Origin of the sequence: Streptomyces sedi (genome assembly GCF_006335015.1) — a bacterium.
Classification (GTDB): Bacteria; Actinomycetota; Actinomycetes; order Streptomycetales; family Streptomycetaceae; genus Streptomyces; species Streptomyces sedi.
Genome location: NZ_VDGT01000011.1, coordinates 83,760 through 103,478 on the forward strand (window position 1 = coordinate 83,760; position 19,719 = coordinate 103,478).

General features: G+C 74.1%; 17 protein-coding genes. 7 read left to right on the top strand and 10 right to left on the bottom strand.

What is annotated here, in order from left to right; genetic code table 11:
* The first annotated feature begins 6 nt into the window (after positions 1 to 6).
* The 3 genes from FH715_RS28965 (at position 7) to FH715_RS16080 (ending at position 5,672) form a co-directional block, all read left to right on the top strand.
* Positions 7 to 1,779 (top strand): protein kinase domain-containing protein, encoded by a 1,773-nt coding sequence (locus FH715_RS28965; protein ID WP_246108771.1) that lies wholly within the window; start codon positions 7 to 9, stop codon positions 1,777 to 1,779.
* A 432-nt stretch (positions 1,780 to 2,211) separates the two neighbouring features.
* Entirely contained in the window at positions 2,212 to 3,786 is a 1,575-nt protein-coding gene (locus FH715_RS16075; RefSeq protein WP_246108772.1) for a succinic semialdehyde dehydrogenase, read from the top strand.
* On the top strand, positions 3,786 to 5,672 hold the full coding sequence (locus tag FH715_RS16080; RefSeq protein WP_139645816.1) for a GMC oxidoreductase: 1,887 nt from the start codon (positions 3,786 to 3,788) through the stop codon (positions 5,670 to 5,672). Before FH715_RS16075 ends, FH715_RS16080 begins: the two co-directional genes overlap by 1 nt.
* A gap of 672 nt (positions 5,673 to 6,344) precedes the next feature.
* Here the strand turns inward: FH715_RS16080 and FH715_RS16085 are convergent.
* Complete coding sequence (locus tag FH715_RS16085) at positions 6,345 to 6,671, bottom strand: chorismate mutase (RefSeq protein WP_139645818.1); 327 nt, start codon at positions 6,669 to 6,671, stop codon at positions 6,345 to 6,347.
* A 524-nt stretch (positions 6,672 to 7,195) separates the two neighbouring features.
* Between FH715_RS16085 and guaA the strand changes: the two genes are divergently transcribed.
* On the top strand, positions 7,196 to 8,791 hold the full coding sequence (gene guaA / locus FH715_RS16090) for a glutamine-hydrolyzing GMP synthase (RefSeq protein WP_484422042.1): 1,596 nt from the start codon (positions 7,196 to 7,198) through the stop codon (positions 8,789 to 8,791).
* Between the two features lie 96 nt (positions 8,792 to 8,887).
* On the opposite strand, the gene FH715_RS16095 is transcribed toward guaA, so the two are convergent.
* The 5 genes from FH715_RS16095 to FH715_RS16115 all read right to left on the bottom strand — a co-directional run bounded on the left by FH715_RS16095 (position 8,888) and on the right by FH715_RS16115 (position 12,979).
* Entirely contained in the window at positions 8,888 to 9,643 is a 756-nt protein-coding gene (locus FH715_RS16095; protein WP_246108773.1) for a hypothetical protein, read from the bottom strand.
* A gap of 257 nt (positions 9,644 to 9,900) precedes the next feature.
* Positions 9,901 to 10,575 (bottom strand): hypothetical protein, encoded by a 675-nt coding sequence (locus FH715_RS16100; protein WP_139645822.1) that lies wholly within the window; start codon positions 10,573 to 10,575, stop codon positions 9,901 to 9,903.
* Positions 10,576 to 10,640: 65 nt separating this feature from the next.
* The gene (locus FH715_RS16105) at positions 10,641 to 10,988 is read right to left on the bottom strand and encodes a potassium channel family protein (protein ID WP_139645825.1); all 348 of its coding nucleotides are present in this window, start codon (positions 10,986 to 10,988) and stop codon (positions 10,641 to 10,643) included.
* 45 nt (positions 10,989 to 11,033) lie between these two features.
* Positions 11,034 to 11,714 (bottom strand): LuxR C-terminal-related transcriptional regulator, encoded by a 681-nt coding sequence (locus tag FH715_RS16110; protein ID WP_139645826.1) that lies wholly within the window; start codon positions 11,712 to 11,714, stop codon positions 11,034 to 11,036.
* A complete protein-coding gene (locus tag FH715_RS16115; RefSeq protein ID WP_139645828.1) occupies positions 11,711 to 12,979 on the bottom strand; it encodes an ATP-binding protein in 1,269 nt (422 codons plus the stop codon). Before FH715_RS16115 ends, FH715_RS16110 begins: the two co-directional genes overlap by 4 nt.
* Positions 12,980 to 13,102: 123 nt before the next feature.
* Between FH715_RS16115 and FH715_RS16120 the strand changes: the two genes are divergently transcribed.
* From FH715_RS16120 to FH715_RS16130, 3 genes are read left to right on the top strand one after another with little or no spacing between them, the layout of a single operon-like run.
* Positions 13,103 to 14,521 (top strand): PspC domain-containing protein, encoded by a 1,419-nt coding sequence (locus FH715_RS16120; RefSeq protein ID WP_139645830.1) that lies wholly within the window; start codon positions 13,103 to 13,105, stop codon positions 14,519 to 14,521.
* Positions 14,518 to 14,811 (top strand): hypothetical protein, encoded by a 294-nt coding sequence (locus tag FH715_RS16125; RefSeq protein ID WP_139645831.1) that lies wholly within the window; start codon positions 14,518 to 14,520, stop codon positions 14,809 to 14,811. The genes FH715_RS16120 and FH715_RS16125 overlap by 4 nt, the downstream gene beginning before the upstream one ends.
* Positions 14,812 to 14,850: 39 nt before the next feature.
* A complete protein-coding gene (locus FH715_RS16130) occupies positions 14,851 to 15,624 on the top strand; it encodes a VOC family protein (RefSeq protein ID WP_139645833.1) in 774 nt (257 codons plus the stop codon).
* 29 nt (positions 15,625 to 15,653) lie between these two features.
* Here the strand turns inward: FH715_RS16130 and FH715_RS16135 are convergent, their stop codons facing one another.
* The 4 genes from FH715_RS16135 to FH715_RS16150 form a co-directional block, all read right to left on the bottom strand.
* Positions 15,654 to 16,199, bottom strand: a complete 546-nt coding sequence (locus FH715_RS16135; protein WP_139645835.1) for a DoxX family protein — start codon at positions 16,197 to 16,199, stop codon at positions 15,654 to 15,656.
* Between the two features lie 37 nt (positions 16,200 to 16,236).
* Entirely contained in the window at positions 16,237 to 17,550 is a 1,314-nt protein-coding gene (locus FH715_RS16140) for a hypothetical protein (RefSeq protein ID WP_139645837.1), read from the bottom strand.
* Between the two features lie 130 nt (positions 17,551 to 17,680).
* On the bottom strand, positions 17,681 to 18,757 hold the full coding sequence (locus tag FH715_RS16145; RefSeq protein ID WP_139645839.1) for a C40 family peptidase: 1,077 nt from the start codon (positions 18,755 to 18,757) through the stop codon (positions 17,681 to 17,683).
* A gap of 168 nt (positions 18,758 to 18,925) precedes the next feature.
* On the bottom strand, positions 18,926 to 19,618 hold the full coding sequence (locus FH715_RS16150; protein WP_246108774.1) for a DsbA family protein: 693 nt from the start codon (positions 19,616 to 19,618) through the stop codon (positions 18,926 to 18,928).
* Between the last annotated feature and the right edge of the window lie 101 nt (positions 19,619 to 19,719).

Below are 19,719 nucleotides of genomic sequence, written 5' to 3' on the forward strand. Positions count from 1 at the left end.
GGGCTGGTGAACGAGGGCGCGCACGTCGACCCACGCCTTTCGCGGGGCGACGCGAGGGGCCGACTGCTGGGTGGCCGCTACCAGTTGGTGGAGCGGCTCGGGCAGGGCGGGATGGGCACCGTCTGGCGGGCGCGCGACGAGGTCACCGGCCGGGAGGTCGCGGTCAAGGAGCCGCGGCTGCCCGCCTCCGTCGCACCGGAGCGTCAGCGGCGCGCGTTCGCCCGGATGCGCCGGGAAGCCGCCGCGGCGGCCAGGATCGGGCACCCCGGGGTGATCACCCTCCACGACCTGGTCTTCGAGGAGGGCCGCCCCTGGCTCGTGATGGAGCTGGTGCGCGGCGGCTCGCTGGAGGACCTGCTGGACAGGGGCCCGATACCCCGCGCCGAGGCCGCGCGGATCGGTCTCGGCGTGCTGGAGGCGCTGGTCGCCGCGCACGAGGCGGGGGTGCTGCACCGCGACGTGAAGCCGGGCAACGTGCTGCTCGGCGCCTACGGCCGGGTGGTGTTGACGGACTTCGGGATCGCCGCCGTCGAGGGCGAGCAGGCGCTGACCGACACGGGGGCGTTCGTCGGCTCGCCCGAGTTCGTCGCGCCCGAGCTGGCGTTGGGCGAGAAGCCGGGGCCCGAGGCCGACCTGTGGTCGCTCGGCGTGCTGCTGTATCTGGCGACGGAGGGCGTCTCGCCGTTCCGCAGGGAGCAGTTGGCCGCCACCATCCAGGCGGTGATCTCCGCGCCGCCCCGGCCGCCGGAGCGCGTCGACGACGCCCTCGGCGACCTGATGCTGCGGCTGCTCAGCAAGCGCCCGGGGGCGCGCCCCGAACCGGACGAGATACGCAGGGTGTTGCGTCGCGAGGCGGCCGGCGCGCCGGGCCCGAAGGCGCCGCCCGGCGTTGCCGCCCGGCTGCGCCGGCTCAGGCTGGGACGGCGCGGCCGTTGGGTGGCGGGCGGCGCGGTCGCCGCCGCGCTGCTGGCGGCGGCGGTGCTGCTGGTGCCGTGGCCCGGCGAGGACGGCGACACGACGGCGGGCGGCGACGGCGTGGAGGAGCGCACGGAGTCGGCCGCGGGCGCCGGCGCGGACGAGGGGGAGAACGGGCGCGCGCCGGAGGACGAGGACGAGGAACGCGCCGCCGACGAGGGCTCCGAGGAGGAGAACGACGGCGGGCAGGACGAGGGCCCCGCGGAACGGGAGCGGGGCGGCGCCGACGAGGGCGCCGACGACCCCTCCGACCCGACGGAGGACTCGACCGACCCCGGCGACCCGGAGGGACTCGACGACTCAGGACCGCCGCAGGAGGTGGCGCCGCCGGCCCAGTGGGACGCGATCGAAGAGCCGGCCCTGGCCATGACGCTGTCGCTGCCGCCCGGCTATGTCCGCGAGCAGAACCCCTCCAGCGAACGGCAGGTGAGCTACCGCTCGCCCGACGGGCGCCACTCGGTCGATCTCTGGCACCACCCCGGCTTCACGTCCCCGCCGCTGACCGAGGCGGAGCACCAGGTCGCCGCGTACCGTGCCGACGCCAACTACGCGAGCGTCGACGGCGAGGCCTGGGCCACCGACTTCCAGTCGGGCGGCGACGCGGCGGAGCTGCGGGTCGTCACGACCAGCGCCACCCGGCCGCACGAGGGGCCGGCGGAACGGCGCTCGCTGCACTTCGGCGGCCCGACGGCCGGCTCGCACTGGCAGGTCCAGGTGACCACGCTCGGCTCGGAGGGCGAGGCCGCGACGGCGGGGGACCGGCTCTACACCGGACTCCTCGCGGATTTGGCCTTCCGGCCCTGACGTTTCGCGTGCGCGGCCGGGTTGTGGGCAGTTCCCCGCGCCCCTGGTGTGGGCTGGCGTGGTGGGTTGGGTGCGGGTTCGTGTTCGCGTTTGGCAGGTGGCGGCCTGCTTGGGGGCGCGGGGAACTGCGCGGTGCATTTGTGGCGGGGGTTGGTCGACTACGGAGCTTCGTGGGTGGGTGGGGTGTCGGCGTGAGCCCGGTGTGTGGTTGCTCGCGCAGTTCCCCGCGCCCCTGCACTGCCGGTGGGCGGCTTGGGGGCGCGGGGAACTGCGCGAATGCTGGGTGGCGGGGGTTGGTCGACTACGGAGCTTCGTGGCTGGGTGGGTTGTCGTCCTCGCCCGGCGCGGCGCCGGAAAAGCGCCAGTGATCGCTGGCAAAAAACTCGTTACCAGTGGGTAGGAATGGCCCACACTCCGACGTACCCTCCCGTTATGACGACAGCGCAGTCCGACGTGAGCGAGGCCGCCGCCCGTATCGTCACCCCCGCTCTGGTCGAGTCGCTGACCAGCGGAGTGGTGGGCGGTGGGCGCACCGCGTGCCACTGTCCGTTCACCGGGGAGCGGTTGGCCGAGCTGCCCGAGGCCACCCCGGACGAGGTGGCCGACGCGTTCCGGCGGGCCAGGGCCGCCCAGCCGGCGTGGGCCGGCAGACCCGTCAGGGAACGCGCCCGCGTGGCGCTCCGCTTTCACGACCTGCTGCTGCGCCGCCAGTCCGAGGTGCTCGACCTCGTCCAGCTGGAGACCGGCAAGAGCCGGCTCTCGGCGCACGAGGAGGTGCAGGCGGTGGCGATGGCGGCCCGCCACTACGGCCGCACGGCGCCCGGCAGGCTCGGCGAGCGCCGTCACCTGGGCGCGATACCGCTGCTCACCCAGGTCAGGGAGGTGCGCCACCCGCACGGCGTGGTGGGCCACATATCGCCGTGGAACTACCCGTTGGAGCTGTCGGCCGGCGACGTGCTGCCGGCGTTGCTCGCCGGCAACGCCGTCGTCATGAAGCCCGACACGGAGACCGCGCTCACCGCCCTGTGGGCCCGCCGGCTGATGCGCGAGGCGGGGCTGCCCGAGGACGTGTGGACGGTGGTGCTGGGGGAGGGGCCCGTCGTCGGCCCGGCCGTCGTGGAGCACGCGGACTACGTCACGTTCACCGGGTCGACCCGCACCGGGCGCGAGGTCGCCCAGCGCGCCGCCGCCCGACTGATCGGTGCCAGCCTGGAGTTGGGGGGCAAGAACGCGCTGCTGGTGCTGCGCGACGCCGATCTGGACCGGGCCGCCGAGGGGGCGGTGCGCGCCGCCTTCTCCTCCTCGGGGCAGCTGTGTGTCTCCGTCGAACGGCTGCTGGTCGACGCCTCGGTGGCGGACGACTTCCTCGCGCGGTTCGTCGCCCGCGTCGAGGCGATGCGGCTCGGCCCCGCCCTCGACTACGGCACCGACATGGGCAGCCTCTGCTCGGCGGCCCAACTCGCCGCCGTCACCACCCATGTCGAGGACGCCGTCGCGCGGGGCGCCAAGGTGCTCGCCGGCGGGCGGCACCGCCCGGACCTGGGGCCCTACTTCTACGAGCCCACCGTGCTGGAGGGGGTCACCCCGGCCATGCGGGTCTGCGCCGAGGAGACCTTCGGCCCCGTCGTCTCGGTCCAGCGCTTCACGGACGAGGAGCAGGCGGTGGCGATCGCCAACGACACCCCGTTCGGGCTCAACGCCAGCGTCTGGTCGCGCGACTCCCGCCGCGCCGGCCGCCTGGCCCACCGGCTGCGCACCGGCACGGTCAACATCAACGAGGGGTACGCCGCCGCCTACGGCAGCGTCGCGGCGCCGATGGGCGGCATGCGCGACTCGGGGCTCGGCCGGCGCCACGGCGCCGACGGGCTGCTGAAGTACACCGAGCCGCAGACCGTCGCCCGCCAGCGCCTGCTGCCGCTCGCCCCCTCGCACGGACTGGACGACCGCCGCTACGCCGCGCTGATCAGTCGCTCGCTGCGCGCGCTGAAGTCGCTGGGGGTGCGCTGATGACCGGGGGAACCGGGCGCGAGGAGGACGAACGGGTCGGCGAGGACGGCGCGTTCGACTACGACGTGGCCGTGGTGGGCTCCGGCTTCGGCGGGGCCGTGGCGGCGCTGCGGCTGAGCGAGAAGGGGTACCGGGTGGTGGTCCTGGAGGCCGGCCGCCGGTTCACCAGGGAACGGCTGCCGAAGAACTCGTGGCATCTGCGCGACTACCTCTGGGCGCCGAGGCTCGGCCTCTACGGCATCCAGCGCATCCACCTCCTCAGCAATGTCATGATCCTGGCAGGTGCCGGGGTCGGCGGCGGCTCGCTGAACTACGCCAACACGCTCTATGTGCCGCCCGACGCCTTCTTCGAGGACCGCCAGTGGCGCCACATCACCGACTGGCGGCGGGAGTTGACCCCCTACTACGAGCAGGCCAGGCGGATGCTCGGGGTGCGGACCAACCCCACGATGACCGCGTCCGACCGCCATCTGCGGTGCGCGGCCGAACGGATGGGCGTGGGCGACACGTTCCGGATGGCCCCGGTGGGGGTCTTCTTCGGGGACGGCGGGGACGCCGACGGCGAGCACCGGGCGGGACCCGGCGAGGAGGTCTCCGACCCGTACTTCGGCGGCGCCGGCCCCTCGCGGCGGGCCTGTCTGGAGTGCGGCGAGTGCATGACGGGCTGTCGGCACGGCGCCAAGAACACCCTGAACGAGAACTACCTCCATCTCGCCGAGCGCGCCGGCGCCGAGATCCGCCCGCTGACCACCGTCACCGAGGTCGCCGAGGCGCCCGAACTCCCCGACGGCGGCGGCCACCTGGTCACCTGCGTGCCGACGAGGGCGGGGGCGCGCGGTCGGCGCAGGCGGCGCACCGTGCTGCGCGTGCGCCAGGTGGTCCTCGCGGCCGGCACCTACGGCACCCAGACGCTGCTGCACCGGATGCGCGACGCGGGAACGCTGCCCCGGCTCTCCGCCCGGCTCGGCACCCTCACCCGCACCAACTCCGAGGCACTGGTCGGCGCCAGCACCATCTCGCGCCGCTACCGCGCCCGGCACGGGGAGGACGCGACCCTGGACTTCAGCCGGGGCGTGGCGATCACCTCCTCCATCCACCCGGACGAGCACACCCATGTGGAGCCCGTCCGCTACGGCAAGGGCTCCAACGCGATGGGGTTCCTGTCGATCAAGCAGTTCCGCAGGGGCGGCCGGCTGCCCCGGCTGCTCGCCTACGCCGCGACCAGCCTGCGCCACCCGGTGGTCTTCGTGCTGTCGCTCTCCAACCGGCGCTGGTCGGAGCGGACCATCATCGGGCTGGTGATGCAGACGCACGACAACTCGCTGACCACCTACCGCAGAACGCGCCGCCCCGGCCGTGGGCTGCTCACCGCGCGGCAGGGGCACGGCGCGCCCAACCCGGACCACATCCCGGCGGGCGCCGAGGCCGCGCGTCATCTCGCCGACGACATCGGCGGGTTCGCCGGCACCAACGTGGGCGAGCTGGTCGGTACGCCGCTGACCGCGCACTTCCTCGGCGGCTGCCCGATCGGGGACACCGCCGAGCGCGGGGTGGTCGACCCCTATCACCGGCTGCACGGCCACCCGGGGATCAGCGTGGTCGACGGCTCGGCCGTCTCGGCCAACCTCGGCGTCAACCCGGCGCTGACCATCACCGCCCAGGCGGAACGCGCGTTCGCGCTGTGGCCCAACGCGGGCGAGCCGGACGGGCGGCCGGCCCCCGACGAGCCCTACCGTTCGCTGCGCCCGACACCGCCGCGCCGGCCGGCCGTTCCCGAGTCGGCCTTCGGCGCGCTGCGGCTGCCGGTCGTGCTGCCCGTGCCCGAGGTGCCGCCACCCGCCCCGAGCGGGGACGACGACGCGATGCCCGGTGGTCTGGACCAGTGAAGGGCGGGGTGTGGCGCCCGGGACCCGCGGCGACATTCCGGGCAAACGAAGAGGCCCGCTCGACGGGGGAATGGAGCGGGCCTCTCCGTTCATGATGGCACAGCCGGTAAACGGCTGTACATGTGCTGAGACCGTTGAATCACGTGGAAGGTTGTTCGCCGTTCGGTCACGAAAGGGACACGGACCTTCAGTCGGGCCGAGAACACCACCCCCGGGGAGAGTCCCGGGGACCCCGGCCGTCGACCGAGGCCCCCGGGTCAGCACGGCGACAGGGCGGCGCCTGTGCTGGGAGCGGCACCCGGGGGGTAGGCGCCGCTTTTCGTTGGTCGAACCACTGGAGGGGGGTGCGCCGTGGCTCGCCAACGTCCTTGGCCCCGCTCGCGTGCGTCGCCTCACGCGGGAGACGGGGGCGCTGCCCGCGAAGCCGGGGGCGGCCGGTCCTCGGCGTCCCGAGAACCGACCGTGGGGCGTGACCGGCCTGCTGTCCCCTGCTGCCCGGCCACCGCACCGGAGCGAGGTCCCACGGCGCGTGGACCTCGCCACACCGCGAGGACCACAGCGCCTCATCGCCCCGGGGACACCACCTTCAACGAAGCCCCGCGCGGGCGGTCACGCTCCGTACGGGTGACGCGTCGTGCCCCGGTTCGGCCGGCGTCGCGCGGCGCCGGCGGGTCAGACGCGGCCCCGGCAGAGCTCCAGCAGCGTCATCGCCAACGCGGTGCCCGGCTGGCCCAACTCCGCGTGCCAGCGGCGCAGTACCTCGTTCTCCCGCGCCAGGTCGGTCCGCCGGCCGCCGCGCGCCATCCGGATGTGCTGCACGCCCTCGGAGAGCGCCATGCGCCGGCGGAGAAGGCGCACGATCTCCTCGTCCAGCGCGTCGATGTCCGCGCGCGCCCGCGCGATCGCCGCCTCGGGGTCGGCGTCGGGGCCCTCGGGGGCGGAACCCCCGGGATCGGCGGCGGCCCGGGGCGGGGTGGTGGTCGTTGTCTGAGTCGTCATGATCCGGTTCTCCCTGGAACTGTCCCCCGACGCCCGGTGGCCGGAGCCTCCGGCCCGCGAACGCGACGACGCCCCGGGCCGGTTGATCCGGGCCCGGGGCGTCGGGGAGTCTTCACTGTCAGTGCCGCGTGCGACACTCCCCATGACGGCCGGCCGGGCCGGTGCCATAGGTGAAGAAGATGTGTCGCGGCTGTGCCATGCGTCCGAGTATGCCACCGCACGGTGCCCACCCCAAGGGGGCCGCCGCCCCGGCGGCCGGCCGGCGCCCGCCCCGTGGACGCCAGGACCGCGGGCCCCGCGCCGCCGGTAGACTCGGGCCACATCCCCGCACCGCGCGCCCGCGCGGCGACCACCTCGCCGCCGCCCGAACGTCGGCACCCCGCACCGTTCCCACCCTTCCGCATCACCGGCACCACTCGCATCACCGGCACTACTCGCATCACCGGCACTACTCGCAGCACCCGCACCACTCGCACCAACTCCGCCGACAGGCAGCAGGCCGGGTAGGCACGAAAGGCAGTTCTGTGGCATCCGTGGCAACCGTGGCAGAGACGGCCCCCCAGGACACGGTCCTCGTCGTCGACTTCGGCGCGCAGTACGCCCAGCTCATCGCCCGCAGGGTCAGGGAGGCCCGGGTCTACAGCGAGATCGTCCCCTCCACCACCCCCGTGGACGAGATCCTGGCCCGGCGCCCCAGCGCGATCATCCTCTCCGGCGGCCCCTCGTCCGTCTACGCCGAGGAGGCCCCCGGCCTGGACCCGGCGATCTTCGAGGCGGGCGTCCCCGTCTTCGGGATGTGCTACGGCTTCCAGCTGATGGCCCAGGCCCTCGGCGGCACGGTCGACAACACCGGCGCCCGCGAGTACGGACGCACCCAGCTGTCGGTGACCCGCTCCGGCTCCACCCTCTTCGAGGGGACGCCCGACGAGCAGCAGGTCTGGATGTCGCACGGCGACGCCTGCTCGGCCGCGCCCGAGGGCTTCCTGGTGACGGCCGCGACGGACACCGTTCCCGTCGCCGCGTTCGAGAACGACGAGCGCCGGCTCTACGGCGTCCAGCACCACCCCGAGGTGCTGCACTCCACCCACGGCCAGCAGGTGCTGGAGCACTTCCTCTACCGGGGCGCCGGGATCAGCCCGAGCTGGACGACCGGCTCCATCGTCGAGGAGCAGGTCGCGGCGATCCGCGCCCAGATCGGCTCGAAGCGCGCCATCTGCGCGCTCTCCGGCGGCGTCGACTCCGCGGTCGCCGCCGCACTGGTCAACCGCGCCGTCGGCGAGCAGCTCACCTGCGTCTACGTCGACCACGGGCTGATGCGCAAGGGCGAGACCGAGCAGGTCGAGAAGGACTTCGTCGCCGCGACCGGCGCGAAGCTGCGGCTGGTCGACGCCTCCGAGCGCTTCCTCGACGCGCTGGCCGGGGTCTCCGACCCCGAGACCAAGCGGAAGATCATCGGCCGCGAGTTCATCCGGGTCTTCGAGCAGGCCCAGGCCGAGCTCGTCGCCGAGGCCGGCGCCGCCGGCGAGGACGTCGCCTTCCTCGTCCAGGGCACCCTCTACCCCGACGTCGTCGAGTCCGGCGGCGGGACGGGCACCGCCAACATCAAGTCCCACCACAACGTGGGGGGCCTCCCCGAGGACATCGAGTTCCAACTGGTCGAGCCGTTGCGGCAGTTGTTCAAGGACGAGGTCCGCATGGTCGGCCAGGAGCTGGGCCTGCCCGAGGAGATCGTCCACCGCCAGCCGTTCCCCGGCCCCGGCCTCGGCATCCGCATCATCGGCGAGGTCACGCGGGACCGACTCGACCTGCTGCGCGAGGCCGACGCCATCGTCCGCGAGGAGCTGACGGCCGCCGGCCTCGACCGCGACATCTGGCAGTGCCCCGTCGTCCTCCTCGCCGACGTCCGCAGCGTCGGCGTCCAGGGCGACGGCCGCACCTACGGCCACCCGATCGTGCTGCGCCCCGTCAGCTCCGAGGACGCCATGACGGCCGACTGGTCCCGCCTCCCGTACGACCTGCTGGCCCGCGTCTCCAACCGCATCACCAACGAGGTCCGCGACGTCAACCGCGTCACCCTGGACATCACGAGCAAGCCGCCGGGCACCATCGAGTGGGAGTGAACGGCGGGACGGGCGGCTCCGGATCGGTTCCGTCAACCTGAGCCGTTTCGCCCCGAGATCGACCGGATGTGACCGTCGGCGACCTCAGGGGGCCGCTCAGGGGCGGACGACGGACTGGATCTCGTTGACCTGGACCTCGTGGGTGGTGGCGAAGGTGGCGTCCGGGAGGGTGCCGCCGGTGTCGCCCGTGCCCTCCCAGGTGATGGACCACGTGATGCTGGCGGTCAACGGGTAGTTCCCGCCGCCGTGGGTCGCGCGCAGATAGGTGAGGCCGCAGGGCGGAACGGCGTCCTCGTCGCCGCCGTAGGGCGCGCCGATCGACCCGTCCCCGTTGATCGGGCAACTCCCCGACGCGGGACGGGTCTCGGCGTCCGCCGTGCCCGGTTCGACGGTGAGCGCCGTCGGCGTCGCGGTGGTGGTGGCCGAGATGCCCCAACTCTCCAACGACGCGGTCACGGCCACCGGGTCGTACTCCCCGCTCTCCGCCCAGATCCAGGTCGGCAGGTTGACGACCTGTCCGTCGAGGTCGGCGGGGCTGAAGGAGACCTCGGTCTCCGGCACGCGGATCCGTTCGTACGCCAACTCCGCGAGGACGGAAGGGGACAGCGCGTTCTCGACGTCCGGGACGACGCCGGTCTCCGCCCAGAAGGGGATCTCGGTGCAGGACATGCGTTCCAGGACATCGGGTTCCGAGGGATTCTCGACGGCCCCCCACCACATGCCCTCGTCCGCCTCCTCGGCGTTGAAGTCGGTGTAGGGGTCGCCACCGTCGTAGTGGTTCCACATCCAGCCGATGGCCGCCGCCGCGTGGCCCGACTGGCCGTCGGCGGTCCATCCGGTCTCGGCGGTCACGCGTAACTCCCCGGGGGTCCACCGCGGGGCATACCAGCACGGGGGTGGGGACCAGTTCCGTGCGGTCGTCGTGAGCCGACCACCTGAGCCGTTGCCGCTCTCGTCGAAGGCCACCTCTTCGGCCGCCGCGTGCGCGGCGACCTCGCCGCCCTCCTGGCTGCCCCCGATCTCACGGTCGGGCGGCGCGGACAGGGCGGGCGCCGCACACAGGAGCACAAGGCCGACCGCGGCGACGGGGGGGACGTGGTGTCGAGCCCTCAGCCGGCGCACTGCGGCGCGTCTCCCTCCACGGTGACGCTGCGCGCCTGCCAGAAGCCCTCGACCCCGGGGGCCGGGGACATGCTGACGGTGTAGTGGTAGACGGAGGTCTCGTTCTGTTCTTCGTCGGGGACGACCTCCCCGGATTCCACGTACTTGCCGACCAACTCCGATCCGTCGTTGCAGAACTCGACGACCACCAGCTCCTCGTTGGCCGGGTTGGGGGCGGTGGTGGCCTGGTAGTACCGGTCGGTGCCGTACATCGTCCAGCCGCCGTCGATCCACAACTCCGTCTGCGTGCGCGCGTACTCCGCCGCCTGTTCCACCCCGTAACCGTTGTACGCGTCCGGGTCCTGGGCCACCACGCTGGCGGCGATCGCGCGGAGGTACTCGCCCGCGCCGTGGAGGGCCGCCGCCTCGTTCGGGTCCTCGGGGGTCTCCCAGTCGAAGACCAGTTCCACGTCGTCCGGGAGCGGGATCTCCGAGGCGTCGGGGTCCGCCTCGTGGTCCCGGGCGTCGTCCTCGGCGGCGTCTGTGTCCTCCGCCGGGGTCTCCTCGTCGACGCCGGCGATCGGGTCGTCCGCGGAGTCGTCGGAGTCGCCGCCGCAGGCGGTGAGGGCGAGGAGCAGGGCCGTGGTGAGGGCCGTGGTGGTGGCCAGGCGGTGGCGGAGCACGGGAAGTCCCCTTCGCTTACACGGTGTTGACGGGCGATGACACCGTAGCAGCGGGGCAGCGTCGTTCAGGAGGGTTCCCCGGGGCGGTGGGAGCGGCGGTGGGCGAGGCCGGTGCGGGCGAGGAGGCCGCCGACCATGGCGAAGAGGCTGACGGCGCTCGCCGCGTAGATCATCGTGAAGACGCGGGAGAGCGCGGTGGTGGGCGCCAGGTCGCCGTAGCCGATGGTCAGGCCCGTGGTCACCGAGAAGTACAGCGACTCCAGCACCGACCAGTGCTCGTGCACCCGGTAGAAGAGCGTCCCGGTGGCCAGGACGAGCAGCAGGGAGAGCGCGGCGCCGCGGAACGAGGGGGAGCGCCACGCCTCTCGTCCCGCGGTGACCAGCGCCGCGGCGAGGACCACGAATCCGAACATTCCCCCAGTCTTGGCCAGCGGGGGCGCCGGCCGGGGGAGCGACGCTCAGACCAGTCGGCGCGCGGTCGCCCAGCGGGTGAGCTCGTGGCGGTTGGAGAGCTGGAGCTTGCGGAGCACGGCCGAGACATGGCTCTCGACCGTCTTCACCGAGATGAACAGCTCCTTGCCGACCTCCTTGTACGCGTAGCCGCGGGCGATCAGCCGCAGCACCTCGCGTTCTCGCTGCGTCAGCCGGTCCATGTCCTCGTCGACCGGCGGGGCCTCGGACGAGGCGAACGCGTCCAGCACGAAGCCCGCGAGCCGCGGCGAGAAGACCGCGTCGCCGTCCGCGACGCGGAAGATCGCGTCGACCAGGTCGGTCCCGGTGATCGTCTTGGTGACGTACCCGCGCGCCCCGCCCCGGATGACACCGATGACGTCCTCCGCCGCGTCGGAGACGGAGAGCGCGAGGAAACGGACGGTGGCGCCCGACGCGCTCACCAGCTCCGAGCCGCGGCGCAGCACCTCGACGCCGCCGCCGCCCGGCAGGTGCACGTCCAGCAGCACCACGTCGGGCGCCGCCGCCTTGATCACGGTGATGGCCTGGTCGACGTCGCCGGCCTCGCCGACCACCTCGACGCCGGTCTCGTCCGTGCGGCCGATCTCGGCCTGCACCCCCGCGCGGAACATGCGGTGGTCGTCGACCAGCACCACCCGGGCGCGTCGTTCCTCCGGTGACCGGTTCATTGGGATCGCTCCATCGTCAGCTCCACCTCTGTGCCCTCGCCTGGTGTGGACCGTACCCGGGCGGTGCCGCCGTGGCGCCGCATCCGGCCCACGATGGACTCGCGCACGCCCATCCGGTCGGCCGGCACCGAGTCCTGGTCGAAGCCCGGGCCCCGGTCGCGCACCGAGACGAAGACCGTGCGACCCTCGACCTCGGCGAACACCCGGATGGGCCCGCCCTCCCCACCGTACTTGGCCGCGTTGACCATGGCCTCACGTGCCGCCTGGAGTGTGGCGCCCAGCGGTTCGTCGAGGGGGCAGTCGCCGACGCAGACCACCTCGATCTGCACCCCGTGGTGGTCCTCGACGGAGGCGGCGGTGGCGCGCACCGCCTCGGCGAGGGTCTTCGGCTCGTCGTCCTCCTCCGCCGGCTGGCCGTCGACGGACTCGGCGGAACGGTAGAGCCAGGCGCGGAGTTCGCGTTCCTGGGCGCGGGCGAGGCGGGCGACCTCCCGGCCGTTCTCGGCGTTGCGCTGGATCAACGTCAGGGTGTGCAGCACCGAGTCGTGGACGTGGGCGGCGACCTCGGCGCGTTCCTGGGCGCGGATGCGCATGGTGCGCTCCTCGGAGAGGTCCTGCACGATCCGCACCAGGTAGGGGCCGGCGAGCAGCGCGATGCCGACGACCACGGCGACGGAGGCCTGGAGCGCGACGCGGAGGCTCTCGGTGGCCGCGCCGCCCTGGCCCACCACGAAGACGGAGACGCCAGCGCCGACGAGTACCGCGCCGGCCGCGCTGCGCAGCAGCGGCAGCCAGCGGCTTCTGCGGGTGGCCTCGGCCCAGGCGGCGCGGCGCGAGTTGTCGGCCTGCCGCCAGACGACGGCGGCGCCGACGCCGATGATCAGCAGCGGCCACAGGTAGCGGCCGGAGATGGGGTACTGGATGCTGCCGGCGAACGCGAAGAGCGCGACGGCCAGCACCAGGAACGCGACCAGCGACTCCTTGCCGGGCTTGCGCCAGTTCATCCTGCGGCGCGCGGGCGCGGCGGGGCTGGTCTCGGGCGCGCCGAGCGGCACCACGAACCAGAAGACCGCGTAGAGCAGCACGCCCAGTCCGTTGGAGGAGAGGAGCACCAGCAGGATCACCCGGACCCAGGAGACCGGGACACCCAGGTGCCCGGCCAGGCCCTGGGCGACCCCGCCCAACCAGCGTCCGTCCGCGCTGCGGTAGAGCTTGCGGACCGGTGCCTCGTCCCCGGCGCTCGCGTAGGGCGTGGCCATCGTCATGCCCCGCATCGTCACACGAGCGGTCGGCGCCGCACATCAGGGGTGCCCCGGAAGGGGGCGTCAGGGGCGTTCTCCGGGGCTCCCCCGATTCCGTCGTGCCACGGGCGGGGAGAGGATGGCCCCATGACCGACGACCGCACGTGGCCCGGGGCCGGCACCGGGTCGACCTCCACGGCGACGCCGCCGGCGGCGCCCGGCGACGCGCCGTTGCGCCGTTCCCGCAAGCACAAGGTGATCGGCGGTGTGTGCGGAGGTTTCGGCCGGCACTACCGGATGGATCCGGTGATCTTCCGGGTGTCGCTCCTGGTGCTGTCGGTGCTGGGCGGGCTGGGGCTCGTCGCCTACGGCGTCGCGTGGCTGGTCACACCGTTCGACGGCGAGGAGGAGAACGAGGGGCGGCGGCTGCTCTCCGGCCGGGTCGAGGGCCCGGGGCTGACAGCGCTGCTCTTCGTGGTCGCCGGGTGCGGGCTGATGCTGGCGTCGCTGGGGGGCAGCAGGACGACGACGTGGTTCTCGCTTGAGGTGCTGGCCGCGTTGGCGGCTGCCGCCTACTGGGCGAAGTACCGGCGCGGCACCGAGCGGGAGACGACGCCGGAGGGGACGCCGGCGCACCCCAAGCTGGCGCAGGTGGCGGCCGAGGCGCCGCCGGAGGCGCGGCGACCGCCGGCGCCCAGCGGGCCCTCGTGGTGGCGGGGGAACGCGGGCCAGGCCAGCTATCTGTGGGGCCCCGAGCAGGCGGCGCCCGGCGACTACGCGCACGCGGGCGCCCCGCCGGTCGGGCGCCCGCCGGCGCCGGGATGGCCGGGCGGCCCGGGCGGGCCGCCGCTGCCGCCACCGCCGCCGCGCGAGCTGCCGCTGAGCGGGTTGGTCTTCCTGGGGGCTGTGGTCGCGTTCGGCGTCGGCGTCGCCGCGTCGTGGACCAGCCAGCCGCTGGGACCCGCGCTGGTCATCGGCTTCTCGGCGGCGCTGACGGTCTTCGCCGTCGGGCTGGTGGTCAGCGCGTTCCGGGGGCGGCTCGGGGCGGGCACCATCACGTCGGTGCTGCTGACGGGCGGGATGCTGGCGGGTGCCTCCGTGCTGCCCGACAACATCACCACCAGCTGGGAGAGCCACGAGTGGCGTCCCGGCGACGCCGAGACGGTCCGTTCTCAGTACGAACTGGGCAGCGGGCAGGCCGAGTTGGACCTGACGGGGGTGGACCTGGCGGTCGGCGGCGAGCTGGCCACGCAGGTGCGGGCCGGTGCGGGCGAGGTGACCGTGCTGGTGCCCTACGACGTCGATCTGGAGGTCTCGGTGGACATCGGCGCCGGGGCGTTCACCTACCAGCCGCTGCGCGGCATCGGGGAGAACGACAACCGCGACTCCTGGGGCGGCTTCGGGCAGGAGCGGCTCCTGGAGTATCCGGCCGTGCTCGACGCCGCCGAGGAGGCGGAGCGCGAGGCCGCGGGGGAGACGGTGGAGAACGCGAGGATCGAGCTGCGGCTGGAGATGGGCATCGGCCACGTCCAGATCCAGCGCGCGGGAGAGGAGCCACGGCCGTGAGCGACGGAGGACAGCGGTGCCGGGGCGGTCGCCGCCGGTTGGGGCGTCACCGGTTCGAGCCGGCCAGGCTGGTGCTGGGGCTGTGCCTGCTGCCGATCGCGGCGCTCTACGCCCTGGACGCCGTCGACGAGACGGACGTGCCGATGGCGGCGCGGTTCGCGATGCTGCCGGCCGCGCTGCTGCTGGCGGCGGTGGTCGCGGTGATCGCCGTCGCGGTGCGCCGCGCGAGGGGGCCCCGCGAGACGGCGAAGGAACGGGAGGCGGGCGAGGTGCGCGGCGGCGAGAGGTAAATAGCCGCGGCGAGAGATAGATAAGGGGAGCCTTACCTAATGAACTCTCCCGGTGAGCGCCCCCGGTTCGACCATCTGCTGCACTACGTGCCCGACGTGCCCGAGGCGGTGGCCGCCTACCGCGCGGCCGGGCTGCCGGCCCACACCAACGACGCGCGCGACGGCTTCCAGAACGGCGGCTGGCGGCTGGACGCCCGCTACGTCGAGATCCTCACCGTCACCGACCACACCGCGCTGCCCCGTTCCCGCTTCGAGCGGGGGGTGCGCCTGCTGGAGCCGGCGATCGAAGCGCTGCCCGGCCCCGCCGGCCCGCTCACCTTCGCGGTCGACGTGGCCGACGCGCACGCCACGGCCGCCCGGCTGCGCGCCGCCGGGCACCGGGTCGAGGTGCTGGAGATCGAACTGGCCGAGCACGGCATCTCGTTCGTCGAGGTGTTCGTGGTGGACGGGCCGCCGTGGTGGCCGTTCTTCATCACCTGCACGCCGTCAGGTGAGGAGCTGGTCGCCGACCTGCCGCCCGGCGCGTTCGAGCGCGGGCCGCACGATCTGACCGGGCTGGTCGTCTCGGCCCCCGAACCGGAGGCCGCCGCCCGCGCTTTGGGGGAGCTGCTCGGCCTCCCCGCCGAGGGCACCCGGGTGCCGCTACCGGGGGCAGCCGTCACCTTCGAACGCGTGGGGGACGACCCGCACACCGGCCGGGACGCGGCCGGCGGCCACGGGCGGCTGACCGCCATCGGTCTCGACGGCGCCGACGGCGCGGACACGTACCGCGCCGTGGAGCTCCACGGGCTGCGGGTCCGTTACCGCGCCTGAGCCCCCGCCGGCGGGCGGGGGGCGCCGGCTCAGCGGAAGATCTTGCTCTTCCGCTGCGGCAGGAACCACGGCTTCGAGCCCAGCAGCCCGTCCACGGTGTACGGGCCGCCGCCCGCCAACGCCAGCGTCACGAAGCCGAAGAGCAGCGGCAGGTCGGGGCCGAAGTAGTACGGGTCCGACGACCAGGAGACCGTCAGCCAGAACGCCAGCGCCAGCAGCGCGCCCAGCGCCGCCGCCCACCTGGTGCGCAGCCCCACCAGGATCGCCACCCCGATCACGATCTCCGCGACGGCCGTCCCGTGCCCCATCAACTCCGGGGACTCCAACGCCAGATCGACCAGCCAGGGCACGGGCGAGTCGTCCTTGGCGACGGTCAGCATCCCCTCCATCGTGTCGGTGTTCATCACCGAGCTGAAGGGGCCACCGTCCACGTACTTGTCGATCCCCGCGTAGAGGAAGGTGAACCCGAGGAACAGGCGCAGCGGCAGCATCGCCCACCGCGTGGCGGCCTCCCGGACGCCTCCGGGCCCCCCGGGCACCGGGGGATGGCCGCCCAACTGGTCCGACACCGACATGGGCCAACGCCCTTTCGTCGCGGCTTTCTGGGACGGGTCAGTCTGCCACCGTGACGCGGTAGCGGCCAGACTCCGTGCCGGCCGCGGTGATCACCTGCACCTCGACCCGGCCCGGCTCGACCTCAGCCGGCACGCACACCACCAGCCGGTCGTCGCGCGGGTTGTCGAACCCGCCGCGCCGGGGCACCAGCGGCACCGGAACGGTCAGGCCGCCGATCCGCACCACCGTCTCCGCCAGCCGCTGCGCGGAACCCGCGCCGGCCGGCACGAACCCCGAGCCCCTGATCTCCAGTTCGTCGCCCTGCCTGATCGGCGCCACCACCGTGCCCGGCTCCCGCACCCGCACCACCGACTGGATGACGGGCCGCGCGCCCTCGGTGTACTTGGCGCCCAGATACGTCAACGCGGAGACCGCGAGCAGCAGCGCCACGCCCCACGGCAGGTCGGGCAACTCCCGTGGCGCCCGCGCCAGTCGCACCCCGACCAGCACCATCGCCGCCGCGTTCACCAGCAGGAACTGCGTGTCGGGGAAGCTGCCGCGCCCCGCGTCGTCGGTCAACAGGTCGGCCGGGCGCGGCGCCTCGGCCCTGACCTTCTGCATCCGGAAGCCGCGCACCCGCGTCGCCACCGTGTGCCGCACCCAGACCGTCACCGCGCAGGAGAGCGCGACCGCGGCCAGCAGCCCGCCGCCGCGCGTGAGCTCCAACCCGTCGAGCAGCGCCGAGCGTTCACCGCCTTCGCCGAGCGCGGCCAGCGTGAACGCCAGCATCAGCACGGTCACCCCGCAGAACAGCAGCCAGCCGGCGGCCACCCCGCGGGACGTCGACAGCCGGTTGTCCTCGCCGATCAGCGGCGCCAGGAACCCGCCGCGCTCGCGGTGCGCCCGGCCGACGACCGTCAGCAACGCGGCGACCAGCGCGGCGGCCAGCAGCGCCGTGGTGCGCGCCGTCGTCCAACCCCGGTCGCCCAGCAGCGCGGTCACGCCCTGGCCCAACGCCAGCGCCCCCACCACGCCCCACAGGGCGAACGACGCCCGGTCGGCCAGCCGCGCCAGCCGGAAACGGCCGTGCGCCTCGGTGCTGGCCGCCACCTCCCTGGCCGCCTCCGTCAGTTCGTCGGAGATCCACTGCCGGGACGCCTCGGGGGAGTGGCCCAGGGCCGGCGGTATCCCGTCGCCCCTGGCCAGCCGGTCACGCAGCTCCGCCAGCGCCTCCTCGGAACGGCGCAGCGCGGCCCGGGTCGACTGCGGGCAGTCGCCGCACGCGCAGTCCGCCGGATGGGCCGGCGGAGCCGGGCGCGCGGCCTCCGGCGCCCCGCTCGGCGCGGCTTCGCTGGACGGCTCCTCGGCCACGGTGTTCCCTACTTCCCCCGGGCCCGGAGCGCGGGGCCGGCGACCGGCGCCTTATCGCATCAACGCCGGGCCGTGGATAGACGCTCCTCGATGTCTGTGGCCCTAGGGATTCTGCCTTACCCGCGCGCGCTCACGCGGGCCGGGTCGCGCCGCTGAACGGCATCGAGTCGACGCCGGCCAGCCGCACCGGGGTGCCCGACCTCGCGGCGTGCACGATCTGGCCGTTGCCGATGTAGAGCGCGACATGGCTGTTGTCCGCGTAGTAGAACACCAGGTCGCCGGGGGCCAACTCGGAACGCGCGACGCGCGGCCCCGCCGTCGCCTGCGCGTAGCTGGTGCGCGGCAGCGACACCCCGGCCGCGCCCCACGCGGCCTGCGTCAGCCCGGAGCAGTCGAACGCGTCCGGGCCCGTCGCGCCCCAGCCGTACGGCTTGCCCACCTGCGCCAGCGCGAAGCCGACCGCCGTCGCCGCCCGCGCCGACGGCGCCTCCACGGCGCCGACCGGCCGGGGCTCGTCCCGCCCCGCGCGGGCCGGGGCCAGGCCCTCGCCCTCCTCGGCGAGCAGCCGCTCGCGCTCCTCCGCGGTGCGGGTCGCCAGCAGCTCCTCCGCCTCCGCCAGCCGCTCCTCGACCGTCTCGCGGTGCCGCTCGGCCTCCTCCCGCGCCTCCTCGACGGTCTCGGCGCGCTGGTCCGCCTCGTCCCGCAACTGCTCCAGGTCGCGCAGCTTCTCGGTGACCTCGCGCACCCGCTGCGCCTGCCGGTCGCCGGTGCGGCTGGCCACGGCGGCGCGGCGCAGATAGTCCTCCGGGTCGCTGGAGAGCGCCAGGGCCAGCCCGGCCGGCATCCCGCCCGAGCGGTAGCTGGCGCTGGCGTGCGCGCCGAGGGCGTCGCGCGCCTCGTTCAACTCCTCGGTGTGCCGGTCGGATCGGGCCGCCAGCTCGGCCAGCTGCTCCTCCGCCTCCTCGGCGGTCTCCGTCGCCGCGTTGTACGCCTCGGTGGCGCGCTCGGCCTCGTGGTGCAGCGTGTCGACGCGCTCCTCGACCTCGGCGAGGGTCGGCTCCGGCTCGGCCATCGCCGGCGCCTCCAGCGCGCCGGCGGCGGCGCCGGCGAGGGTGAGCCCCGCGGCGACCCGCAGGGCGGGGCGTCTGGACGACCAGGGTTTTCGGTAGGTGGGACGCCTCCAGCGGCGCCCGCGATGCTCGGCCATGAGGCAGGACGCTAGACCGGCGCGGACCCCGCAACCGCTCTCTGACCGGCATTGGCGGCAAACGGCTGTAGCTGACCCGAGTTGATCGAAACGATCGAGAACGACTACCGTTCGCTCAAGCTTTGGGACTCAGCGTGATCACTTTCGGGGGATGGGGACACCGGCGCCTCAGGAGCCCTCGGCGGCCTCCGCCAGCGGCTCGATCAGCTCGACGAACTCGGCGAACGGCCGCGCCCCCTGGAGAGGCTGCCCGTTGACCAGGAACGACGGCGGCGTGGTGATCCCCAGATCCATCGCCTCCTCGGCGTCGGCGCCCACCGCCTCACCGGCCTCGTCCGACTCCATGTCGGCCAACAGCCGCTCCACGTCCGGCACCCCGGCCTCCTCGGCCAGCTCCGTCAACCCCTCCTCGGAGAACCTGCCGCTCTCCAGATGGAACTCCTCGGCGAACGCCGCCTCGTGGAACTCCCAGAACCGCCCCTGCCGCCCCGCCGCCCACGCGGCCCGCGCGGCGGCGTCCGACTCCGGGCCGTTGATCGGGAAGTTGCGGAACTCGATGCGCAGCAGCCCCCGCTCCACGTACTCCTCGACCAGCATCCCGTGCGCGCCCCTGGCGTGCGTCCCGCAGAACGCGCACTGGAAGTCCGCGTACTCGATCATCACCACCGGCGCGTCCGCCTCGCCGAGCGCCAGCGGATCGTTCGCGTCCCGCCGCGCCAGTTCGAGCGCCGGATGCCCGTCCGGCAGCGGCACGACCTCCTCCTGGCCGCCGGCCCCGTCGGCGTCGTCGCCACCACCACCGCTCACCAGCAACGCGGCGATGCTCCCCACCAGCAGGAACAGCACGACCACGACGGCCACCGCCCCCACCCCGAGGCGCTTCGACCGGCTCCCGCCCTCCCGCGAGGACCCGGGCCCACGCCCTCCCGCCCGCCCACTCGACGGACGGCGCTGCTTCGACT